Below are 12,583 nucleotides of genomic sequence, written 5' to 3' on the forward strand. Positions count from 1 at the left end.
GATCGCTTCTCCTAATCTCTTAGCGTGCGTCCAGTCAGACTCAGAAAAACTGTTTCTAGATCCGGCGCTTGTTGTAATACATCTACTACCCTGACTTCCTGCTTGATCAATAACATCAAAATCTGGTTCAACAATTTACTTTCAAGCAACGTCATGATCTGCAATTGTTGTTTTTCGAGTGACACATTGATAACTCCATTGATATCACTGATTTCTTGGATATTTAGCGATTCTGGATTCTCCACGGTGATCTGTAGGTTGATTTTATCTATTACAAGACTCACTAAATCTTCCTCGCTGCCGAAAGCAATCACTTGGCCTTGATCGATAATGACGATCTCATCTGCCAAACGCGCAACTTCTTCCATGTAGTGACTTGTGTAGATGATCGTCGTGCCGTTTTCTTTCATTTTTTCGATTGCTGATAAGATATAATTTCTAGATTGTGGGTCGATTCCGACCGTCGGCTCATCCATGATCAGTAAAGCAGGTCGATGGGCAATCGCCATCGCAATATTCAACCGTCGTTGCATCCCACCAGAAAAAGCACTCGGTCGTTCTTTTCTTCGTTCATATAGATCAACCGTTCGCAGTGCTTGTTCTACACTATTTTTTAATTCTTCTCCTCTGATTCCATAGAGTCCACAAAAAAAGCGAACATTTTCTTCAGCCGATAGATCATAATAAATCGCTAGGTCTTGTGGAACCACGCCTAATTTTCTTCTAAGTTCTCTTTTTCGTTCGCTCATCTCTTCTGAAAACAACTGAACAGTTCCCGATGTTTTATTCAACAGACCAGTGATCATATTGATCACGGTTGACTTCCCTGCTCCGTTTGGTCCTAACAATCCTAAAATCGTTCCTTCAGGCACCTCAAATGATACATTGTCCACAGCAACCTTCTGTCCAAACTTTTTAGTCAATTTTTGCACGCTCAATACATTCATCTAATCACTCCTTTCTTATATTCTATAAAAAAAAGAGGAACTGCAGTAGTACAGTTCCTCATGATTTATGAATTAGAAATCTCATGTTCTTGCTCAAAAGGTAAAATCGTAGTGATCTGAAACCCATTCGTTCCATCAATCAACAATTTACCATTCAACACTGCTGTTCGCTCTTCCATTCCTAAAATACCAAGCCCTTTACGAATGTCTCCTGCACTTGCTCCATTATTTTTAGATTCAAAGCGCAAAAATTTTTGATAGACATGTAAACGTACCGTTACAGTCGAAGCTTCACTATATTTCAACGTATTCGTTAAAAACTCCTTCAAATTTGCAGCAATGACTTGCCAGTGGAAGCGACTGATTTTATTTAAAGCGCCACTATATTGAAAATCGACAATGATTTGATGGCTATCGGAGAAACGTTGAAGTTCCGCCTTGACTTTATTGATATTGAAAGATTCATTTGTAGGACGTTCATCATGTAAAAGATTGCGCACTTCTTGGATCGATTTTCTTAAAATATCACTCGACTGGATCAACAATCGCTGCGCTTGTTCTGGCTGGTTTTTATTAGTGACTTTTGCTGCTTCTAATTGGATCAAACAGCTCGTCAAGTCGTGCCCTAGATGATCATGTATCTCATGGATGATCCGTTGTCTCTCGACTAATGTTGCTTCTTTTTGCATGACTTCCGCATTCAACGTACTTTGCGAAAAAAGTTTGGATAACTTGTTTCGTTCGATCCGCAAATAATCCGAAGAAATAGTCAGTTCTTCTTGCTCTTTCGTCATCTTTTCCGCAGACCAAATGATACTGATCATCCCACTTACCCACAAAACAAATAAAAAGTACAGCGAAGAAGAAAGAAAGAAACTCCCCACACTATAACTGATCAACCCTATAAATAAAAGCAACCACGGTTTTTCCAAACAAAAATAGCCTTGTAGCAGAGAAAGTGGCAACAAAAAAATCACTTGTTCGACAAAAATCAAACTTAACAAAACGCTGATCAATTGCAAAACAACAAACCAAGGACGATAACTTTGAAAGCTTTCGCCTAAGAAGAATAGTGCTAACCATGCCATACTTAAACCAATCACGAACATCAATGTTTGTGAAGAGGTTTGATCGATCGTCAGTCCGATCAAGCCAATGATCGACAACAAATTGATCGATAATCTGATTGCTTGCATCTATGTCATTACCTCGCCAGTGAGAACGTAGATCGCTAGTTGTGTGCGATGATCCAAGTTCAATTTTTTTAAAATCATTGAAAGATTATTATGGACAGTTCCTTCGCTTAAAAATAGTGTTTGCGCGATCGCTTTATTCGTCATACCTTTTGCGACTAAATGGGCGATCTCTTGCTCGCGCTCTGTTAATACAGTTAGATTCGCTTCTTGATTGTTCTTCTTGGCTAAGTGTTGTGTTGCTTTCACAAGGATTTCTTTTGAAAGGATCGTTTGTCCTTGTAACACACTTTTAATTGCTTGGATCACTGCTTCTGGAGGAGTTGTTTTTAAAAGATAACCACTCGCACCATTGCATATTCCTTCATCTATGTAGCGATCTTCATCAAAAGTAGTTAGAATAATGACGGGTATCTGGTATTCTTCCGTGATCTGCTTCGTAGCAGTAACGCCATCCATTCCCGGCATACGCACATCCATCAATACGATATCCACTTGGTTTTCTTTACAAAATTGAATGGCTGAATCCCCATCATGACAAATGCCAACCACTTGAAAGTCTGCTGCACTTTCTAATATGATTTTCAAGCCACTTGTAATCAGCGCACTATCATCTACTAATAAAATTTTTGTCATAGCGATTCTCCATGTTTTATTTTAAACAAATAGGTACAGCGAGAAAAAGCGAGTAAACAGTGTATCAATTTACTTTTGGTTAAATCATTCGAATCGTCATCTCTGTCTCAACACTTCTTCTTTCTTTTTAGTATACTAGAAAGAATAGGTAAATAGAAGTACGAGTCAGCAGGTCTTGATCGTTATCGGGTATGACACAATCATCTTTAGAAGATAAGAAAAAACCCAAAAACTAAAAGAAACATTTTTGGGTTTTTTCAGCTTGCATCTATGACTATCTTAGTCTTATTTCTTATACCATCGTTTCATTATCTTTCTTACGTTTCAGCCAACTTGCTAGAGCGGTACCTACCGCACCAAAGCCTAACAATGCAAAAGCACTAACTACTTCACCTGTATTCGGTAATTTACCACCTCTGCCAGTACTAGTCGCTGCAGCATTAGTACCACTTCCATTGCCGCTTCCCCCATTTGGAGTTGTACCAGGTTGATTGTTCCCAGGTGAATTATTACCGGAAGGATCACCAGTGTTATTCCCAGTATTTCCACCAGGTCCTCCGTTTCCGCCATTCCCACCATTACCACCTGAACGCGCTGTGGTAAGAACGATTGGGTCAGATTCTTCCCCTGCTGAAAAGTTCGTACTCTCGTCTGAAATAGCAGTAATCCAATAGCTCGTATTAGGACTTAATCCCACAAACGCCCCATCCACCGCGGCTATCCCATCTGCATAAGCAACTACTCGTGCAAGAGGATTAGCTTGAGGGTCCGTATCATAGATCAGGAAAGTCACATCTTGAAGCAACTCCTCTGCATGGTCATGGTACCAATGTTCACCAGGTGTATCTGGTGTATCATCATGATGAAGCAGCGCTGTCCCTGCAATCGTGATCACTTCATGCGTATTGTTTTGTGCTGCTAGTTCTTCGTCAATTCTCAAGTAAGCCCCAGCTGCTTTTGTAATCGCTTCGACTTCAAAGAGATCCTCAATCAGGTAGGTATCCTCTCCGTTAGTTGGTAAGCTTGTTACATCATAATTAGAAAGATCGATCGTTCCCCAATCAAGTGTCCAGTTTGCCCCTTCGATCGTATTTGTGCCCGCAACACTATCTTTATATTTGAAGTCTCCTTCTATCCAAGTCGCTTCATCGCCTGGCGCTAAGCCAGTCAGTGTTGGCGCATCAAAACGATCGATGTCTGTCGTTCCATTGAATGAACGAGCAAAAACCGTCCCTTTTTCTAGCGTAATTTCAGCTGGAGTAACTTCTACAGTTGCTTTATTCCAATGCTGTCCAGGTTCTAGCACAGTCAGACGTCTGAGTGGTGTAGCAGTAATTTCATAAGTGCCAATACTTGTCACCTCTAAAATCAAATATTGACCATCATCTGAGAGACGGAACCCATCTGCATCTGTTCCAAAAAGATAATCAGCAGGATTGCCACCACGTCCAAATACAGAGAACGCATCAGAAAGGAGAACTTTTGTCTCTCTTCCACCATATGGAACTTCGATCGTTTCACCTAATGCATCAATCGGTAACGTATCGACTTCATTACCTATTCCTAACTTAGGATAATTTGTCGTAGTATCCCATATCCAAGTACTACCGAAATCCCATCCATTGGATTTATAGGTACTTTGTGTTCGTAATTCAATGACATCTAACGGTTCGAGAACATCTGGGGTGATTTTGCCCTCCACACGTTCTCCACCGGCTAACACTTTAGAATTATTATAGTAATAACTACGAATACTATAATTTTCTAAATTGAAATGGTGGACATTTGTCTCTCCAATGACATCCCCCATCGCGTAGCTATTCTTTGGCCTATATTGACTAGATTTCCCAACAAATCCGCCAACAAAATCGATCCCAACGACATGCCCAGTGCTATAGCTCCGAGCGACCTCCTTCGCAAGAGCCTGGATCTCTCCGATAAAACCACCAACCTTATTTATTCCAGTGACATCGCCAGTCGCATAAGAATCAACCACTGTACTAGAAGTAAATTGTGTGCCAATCAACCCACCATGTCCCTCGCCTCCTGAGCTAGTGACATTACCTGTCGCATATGAACGACTGACATGCCCATAATGATTATAGCCAATCAAACCGCCGACATTGTGCACATTAGCTGTTACATGACCAGTTGCGTAACTATCGACTACAGTATTTCCATTGTAGCCAATCAAACCGCCGACAGCCTGGTTAGTGTCATTTACATCCCCATTAACTGTAACTGTCGCAGAAGATGAGGAACGAATCACAGCGGTACCATAAGTATTAATCGGTATAAATCCGACTAGCCCCCCTACATAGGTACTACTAGTTTCAATACTTCCACCAATAATAGCAGAATCAGCGACAGTTGTTGGTCTCGTTACATCACTGATTCTGCCAATCAATCCGCCGGTAGCACCTCCGCTGCCTCCTCCGATGACAAGTGGATTTTCTAATGTGACTCCGGAAATTCTTGCACCCTCAGTCACGCCAAAGAACCCACGATTGTCTTCATCACCTGATTGTACGCCCGTAGTCACTCTCATATTACGAATAACTGTTCCAGGCGTGGCTATAAAACTTCCTGTGAATTTTGTTGCTGAAGTTGCCCCATAGCCCACAGGAATCCAGTCTGAAGTTAACGTGATATCATTCATCAATTGGTAGTGAGCGGTTAAATCATTTCTCATTTCATTTAATTGAGCTTCAGTGGTGATTTGGAATGGAGAGTCGATAGAACCATTACCTCCCCCTGAAAATAAAGGTTCAATAGCCATTCCATTTGTCTCATCGAATTCTTCAGACAGTGAGAACTGATCTTCTAGACGATCTGTCGCTTCCTCTTGAGCGGTTGCTTCACCCGGTACACCACTACCACTTTCTGTTTGACTTACCATCTCATCATTCTCTAAAGCGTTTGCAAAAGTTGGTACTGTTTGCGCCAACAACATAGAACTCAGAAGGATATTTGCAATCAGTTTTTTCTTGCTCAACTTAACCATAAAAACCCACCCTTTCATTTCTAACTATTTTTTAATTAACAACATTATTATCTCATAAAATAATAATAAATTTAATTTTTTCGCTGTTTTAAAGCTTATTATAATTAGATAACTCTAATTATATAATAACATTTTTATATTTATTTATTATGTGAATTTTTAAATTTCATCGTAGTGATTTAGGTTAGCGCCTCTGCAATAATTTGATAACGAATGATATTAAAACATCATAATGTTTATCCCCGCTCATTTAATTCTCTACAAAAAAATGAGATCCCTCAGATAATTGAGCGACCATCGATCAATTGACTTTATTTCACTGATTATTTTTCCTTGGTATTCCACTCAAATCACTTGATATAAAACGATGCCTAGGAAAAAGGAAATAGACAATACTAAAAAAGATTGAGATAATCACAGTCAGTTTTCAAAAATAGTCCAAAACTTAAAATCTAAACAGCTATTTTAAGGTCATAGGAATATTTATTGAATCTGCCTATCATTATCTCAATCTCATTCTTCAAATTATCGTTTAATTTTTTTTCTTACCTTTCAACCAACTAGCCAAAGCTGTACCTACCGCACCAAAGCCAAGCAGTGCAAACGCACTTGCTACTTCACCTGTCTTCGGTAAATTACCACTTCTGCCATTAGTTCCGGCTGATGCAGCATTCGTAGGAACACTTCCGTTACCACTTCCAGAAGTATTTACACTTCCACCATTTGGAGTAGGGGTAGTTCCAGATTGATTGTTCCCTGACTGATTGTTCCCTGACTGATTATTGCCAGTTTGATTGCTTCCTGAAGGAGCGCCAATGTTATTTCCTGTGTTTCCTGTATTTCCACCAGTGCCTCCGTTATCTCCACCATTATCTCCGTTTCCTCCATTGTCTCCTGAAAGTGACGTAGTAAGAACGATTGGATCCGATTCTTCCCCTGCGTTAAAGTTCGCACTCTCATCTGAAGTTGCAGTTATCCAATATGTGGTATTCGCACTTAACCCTACAAATGCCCCGTCTACTGCCGCTACGCCATCTGCATAAGCAACCACTCGTGCCAATGGATTCGCTTGTGGATCTGTGTCGTAAATCAAGAAGGTCACATCTTGAAGTAACTCCTCTACATGGTCGTGGTACCACTGTTCACCAGGTGTATCTGGTGTCTCATCGTGATGAAGAAGGGCAGTACCCGCAATCGTAATCACTTCATGGGTGTTGTTTTGTGCCGCTAACTCTTCATCGATTCTTAAGAAGGCACCTGCTGCTTTGACGATTCCTTCGACCTCGAATAAGTCGGTCACTTGGTACTCACCATTTTCATTTGCTGATACACCAACGACTTCATAGTTTTCTTGATTCACGGTTCCCCAATCAATCTGCCAACTATCCCCTTCGATCGTATTCGTTCCAGCAATAGGATCAGTGAACTGGAATACCTCTTCCTGCCAATTGATTTCGTCACCTTCAATTAAACCCGATAACGTTGGACGTTCAAAATCAAGGATTTCTCTTGTTCCATTAAACGTTTGCTCAAATACCCTGCCTTTTTCCACAGTGATTTCAGCTGGAGTCACTTCAATCGTTGCCCTACCCCAGTTTTGTCCGGGTTCTAATGTGGTTAAACGTCTCAACGGAACCGCAGTGAGTTCATAAACACCCACACTGTCAATCTCCATGATCAAGTCATTGCCATCTTCGGAAATACTGATTGCTCCGCCACTCGACTCAATAAGAAAATCTTCAGGATTGCCGCCTCGACCAATCAAAGAGAAGACTTTTGCCAATAGAATGCGCGTTTCTGGTCCACTATACGTCACTTGAATCGTTTCTCCTAGCGCATTCATTGGTAATGTATCGACTTCATTACCTAATCCTAACTTGGGATAGTTTGTTTCAGTATCCCAGAGCCAAACCGAGTTGAAATCCCAGCCATTCTCGATATAGGTCGTTTGCGTACGTAACTCGATGACATCAACCGGTTCAAGTATACCAAGATCATCTGGTAGTTGTTCAGGAACAGCCCCACCGTCTAAAACTTTTGCAAGATGATAGTAGTAATTATTTACCTTATTTCCTTCACCACCACCAAAAACATCAACATTCCCAGTTCCACTAACATCACCCATTGAATAACTATTTTGAATGGTAGTTGCTCCCAAAGCTCTACCTACGAAGCCCCCAGTATAATTTGTGCCGATAACATTTCCTGTACTATAACTTCGCTGCGTCTCAAGAACGCCACTATCGATCATCCCCACGAGCCCACCTGTATTTTCATTTCCGTTTACATTCCCGGTGGCATAAGAATCGTAGATAGCTGCATCAGAATCGTTTAAACCGATAAGTCCACCTGTATAGTCACCACTACTAGTGACATTTCCTGTCGCATAGGAGCGAGTGACCCTTCCACCAGAATTGTTACCAATCAAACCACCTGTATTCACCTGGGTACTTGTCACATCTCCAGTGGCATAACTGTCGATTATTTGCCCGCTAGTACTTACGCCAAGCAAGCCACCTACTCCTTGACTTCTGATTGAATTAAACCTAATACTAGCGGAAGAAGAGGAACGAGAAACAATACTGGCTCCTGCGTAACCAATTAAACCACCAATAAAACCATACATCGTTGATTCGATGCTTCCGCCAATAATCCTAGAATCACTCACTCTAGTAACAGAATCGGTAGAATCTCTGACACGTCCGATCAATGCCGCAGTTCCAGCACCATCTCCTGCCACAACTCGCGGATTTTCAATAGTGATTCCAGAAATCGTAGCCCCATCGGTTGTCGCAAAAAGACCTCTATAGCCTTGCCCTGACACGGTATCAGACGAATTAGCCGTAATCGTTAAATTCCTGATCACAGTGCCAGGTTCAGCGGTCAAACTGCCTCTAAAATTTCTATTTACAGCGTCAAACGACGTAGAATAATAACCGACAGGAATCCACGCTGAAGTTAATGTAATGTCATTCATGATTCTATAATGCGCTGTCAGATCCGCTCGCATTTCATTCAACTGTTCTTCATTCGTTATTTGATAAGGTGAAACAGCTGTTCCATCTCCTACACCCGTAAACCTTGAACTGACCGAAATTTCTTCCAAATCTTCGTTCTCTTCTTGCGACTCAGCTATTGGTTCGGCAAACGTTTCTGCTTCATCCATCTCAGGTAAGTCTGCCTCTTCCGGTTCATCAGACAAAGATAAAGGTTTTTCTGGAAATGGTTCTTCTGCGTTTTCCTCAGTTTCTACCCTGATATCGCTCGCATCTTCCAATGCCTCTACCTCATTGGATTCAACCTCATTATCCATGATTTCATCTTTAAGATTTTCTATTTCATCTAACTCTTCGACTGTTTCCTCATTTTCAGCTACTGGGTGATTCATTGGATCGACACTATCTAAAACACTTGCAAATGTCGGTGCAGTTTGTGCTAACATCATCGAACTTAAAAGTACACTTGCAAGCAGTTTTTTCTTGTTCAACTTCCTCATAGAAAATCCACCTTTCAAATTATGATTTAAATCATTATTCACCTAATAAAAATAAGAGAGGCAAGTGAAATAAAACAGAAAACTACTCGAAAAAAGAGATTGAAACAAGGATGCATAATTTCTAAAAATAGTCCAACACCTAAAACTAAAAAGCTGATTTAAGGATTTGAGGATTACTTCTTGAGCCTACGCATAATTATCTCAATCTCACTTTTCAAATTATCGTTTAATTATTTTTCTTACCTTTCAACCAACTAGCTAGAGCTGTACCTACAGCACCAAAGCCAAGCAGTGCAAACGCACTTGCTACTTCGCCTGTCTTCGGTAAATTACCACTTCTGCCATTACTTCCGGCTGATGCAGCATTCGTAGGAACACTTCCGTTACCACTTCCAGAAGTATTTACACTTCCACCATTTGGAGTAGGGGTAGTTCCAGATTGATTGTTCCCTGACTGATTATTGCCAGTTTGATTGCTTCCTGAAGGAGCGCCAATGTTATTTCCTGTGTTTCCTGTATTTCCACCGGTTCCTCCGTTATCTCCACCATTATCTCCATTTCCTCCGTTTCCTCCATTATCTCCTGAAAGTGATGTAGTAAGCATGATTGGGGCAGATTCTTCCCCTGAGCTAAAATTCGTACTCTCATCTGAAGTCGCAGTGATCCAATACGTGGTATTCGCACTTAACCCTACAAATGCCCCGTCTACTGCCGCTACGCCATCTGCATAAGCAACCACTCGTGCCAATGGATTCGCTTGTGGATCTGTATCGTAAATCAAGAAGGTCACATCTTGAAGCAACTCCTCTGCATGGTCGTGGTACCACTGTTCACCAGGTGTATCTGGTGTCTCATCGTGATGAAGAAGGGCAGTACCCGCAATCGTAATCACTTCATGGGTGTTGTTTTGTGCCGCTAATTCTTCGTCGATTCTTAAAAAGGCCCCTGCTGCTTTGACGATTCCTTCGACCTCGAATAAGTCGGTCACTTGGAAATTATCACTTTCATCAGCTAATACACCAACGACTTCATAGTTCTCTTGATTTACGGTTCCCCAATCGATTCGCCAATTATCACCAGTAATCGTATTTGTCCCCGCAATGCTATCAGTAAATTGGAATAGCTCTTCCTGCCAAGCGATTTCATCGCTTTCGACTACCCCTGATAACGTTGGAAGCTCAAAATCAGTAACTTCCGTTGTTCCATTAAAAGTACGTTCAAATACTCTTCCTTTTTCTACTGTAATTTCAGCTGGCGTTACTTCAATCGTTGCTTTCCCCCAATTTTGTCCAGGTTCTAATGTCGTTAAACGACTTAAAGGAACCGCAGTGATTTCGTAAATTCCTACACTGTCGATCGCCATGATCAAGTCATTTCCGTCTTCAGAAATACTGATCGCTTCACCATCCGATTCAAAAAGGAAATCTTCAGGATTGCCGCCTCGACCAATCAAGGAGAAGACTTCCGCTAACGGAATGCGCGTTTCTGAGCCACCATAAGTTACCTGGATCGTTTCACCGATCGCATTGATTGGTAACGTATCGACCTCAGTTCCTAATCCTAATTTAGGATAATTCGTTTCTGTATCCCAGACCCAAACGGAGTTGAAATCCCAAACATTCTCGATATAGGTCGTTTGCGTACGTAACTCGATGACATCAAGAGGCTCAAGTTTACCCATATCATTCGGTAGTTGTTCTGGGGCTACTCCACCGTATAAAACTTTCGCAAGATGATAGTAGTAATTATCGACAATAGTTCCGCCTATACCAAAAACATCGACATTCCCAGTTCCACTCACATCTCCCATTGCAAAACTGTTTCGGATCCTAACTGATGCTCCAGACACTCTGCCTACAAAGCCTCCTGTGTAGTTTGTCCCAACGACATTCCCTGTACTATAACTTTGTGCAACTTCAATTACCCCAGTATCGAGCATTCCAACTAATCCACCAGTATATCTACTACCTTGTACATTCCCTGTAGCATAAGAATCATAGATAGATGCCGTATAAGAATTTCCTCCAATAAGGCCGCCAGTGTAATCACCACCACTAGTTACGTCTCCGGTTGCATACGAACGCTTGATCGTTCCACCAAGATTATAGCCAATCAACCCTCCTGTATGTGCTCGGTTACTAGTTACATTCCCTGTAGCATAGCTATCGATGATTTGACCACGACCACTTACTCCAATCAAGCCACCTGTTCCTTCACTTGTTGTTGCAGCTAACGTAACAGTAGCTGAGGAAGAGGAGCGAGAAACAATACTATATTCGGAGTAACCAATCAACCCTCCAATATATCCCTGTACGGTCGACTCAATATTCCCACCAATAACCTTAGTATCACTCACCATTGTAACAGCATTTGGCGAATCTATTACACGTCCGATTAACGCACCTGTTCCAGCACCGTCTCCCGCAATAACATTTGGATTTTCGATAGTGATTCCAGAAATCGTCGCACCATCAGTTGTTGCAAAAAGCCCTCTATACCCTCGAGTCGCTGCTGTATCCGGTGAATTAGATTTGATCGTTAAATTCCTGATCACAGCACCAGGTTCAGACGTCAAACTACCTCTAAAATTTCTATTTATAGTATCATACGATGTAGAATAATAGCCGACTGGTATCCACTCTGACGTTAAGGTGATATCATTCATAATTCTATAATGCGCAGTCAGATCGTCACGCATGGCATTCAGCTGTTCTTCATTTGTGATTTGATAAGGCGAGACAGCTGTTCCGTCTCCTACACCGGTAAATCTTGAACTGATCGAAGCCTCTTCTAAGTCTTCGTTCTCTTCTTGCAACTCAGGCATTTCTTCGACCAGTATTTCTACTTCATCACTTTCAGACAAGTTTGTTTCTGCCAGTTCGTCAGACGAAGGTAGCAAATCCTCTGCTAGCACTTCTTGTTCGATTTTCTCAGTCGCTACCACTATATTGCTCTCATCATCTAGAATATCTGGTTCATTTGATGACACCTCTTCATCTATGATTTCATCGATAAGATTTTCCATTTCATCTAATTCTTCAATTGTTTCCTCTGCTTCAGTGACTGTGTGATTGATTGGATCGATATCTTCTAAAACGCTTGCAAAAGTCGGTGCTGTTTGTGCTAACACCATCGAACTTAACAGCACACTTGCAATCAGTTTTTTCTTGTTCAGCTTAACCATAAAAAACCACCTCTTATTTTCTAATTATATTTTAATTTATATGTACATTATCTCATAAAACTTTCTTTAAATGAATTTTTTTACTGTTTGAAAAGCTTTTTGTATTAGATAACTCTAATTATA

At 41.1% G+C, this 12,583-nt stretch carries 6 protein-coding genes; all 6 read right to left on the minus strand.

The features are described from left to right. Positions 1 to 11: 11 nt before the first annotated feature. Complete coding sequence (locus JZO83_RS01890) at positions 12 to 947, minus strand: ABC transporter ATP-binding protein (protein ID WP_207114847.1); 936 nt, start codon at positions 945 to 947, stop codon at positions 12 to 14. 65 nt (positions 948 to 1,012) lie between these two features. Further along, on the minus strand, positions 1,013 to 2,143 hold the full coding sequence (locus JZO83_RS01895; RefSeq protein ID WP_206853387.1) for a histidine kinase: 1,131 nt from the start codon (positions 2,141 to 2,143) through the stop codon (positions 1,013 to 1,015). Next, positions 2,144 to 2,776, minus strand: coding sequence for a response regulator transcription factor (locus tag JZO83_RS01900; protein ID WP_207114848.1), 633 nt, complete (start codon positions 2,774 to 2,776; stop codon positions 2,144 to 2,146). Positions 2,777 to 3,068: 292 nt separating this feature from the next. Further along, entirely contained in the window at positions 3,069 to 5,780 is a 2,712-nt protein-coding gene (locus JZO83_RS01905; RefSeq protein ID WP_207114849.1) for an LPXTG cell wall anchor domain-containing protein, read from the minus strand. Positions 5,781 to 6,312: 532 nt separating this feature from the next. Then, the gene (locus JZO83_RS01910; RefSeq protein ID WP_207114850.1) at positions 6,313 to 9,276 is read right to left on the minus strand and encodes a GLUG motif-containing protein; all 2,964 of its coding nucleotides are present in this window, start codon (positions 9,274 to 9,276) and stop codon (positions 6,313 to 6,315) included. A 226-nt stretch (positions 9,277 to 9,502) separates the two neighbouring features. Beyond that, a complete protein-coding gene (locus tag JZO83_RS01915) occupies positions 9,503 to 12,460 on the minus strand; it encodes a GLUG motif-containing protein (protein WP_207114851.1) in 2,958 nt (985 codons plus the stop codon). Positions 12,461 to 12,583: the final 123 nt, after the last annotated feature.

Source organism: Enterococcus sp. DIV1298c (genome assembly GCF_017316315.1).
Classification (GTDB): Bacteria; Bacillota; Bacilli; order Lactobacillales; family Enterococcaceae; genus Enterococcus_B; species Enterococcus_B mangumiae.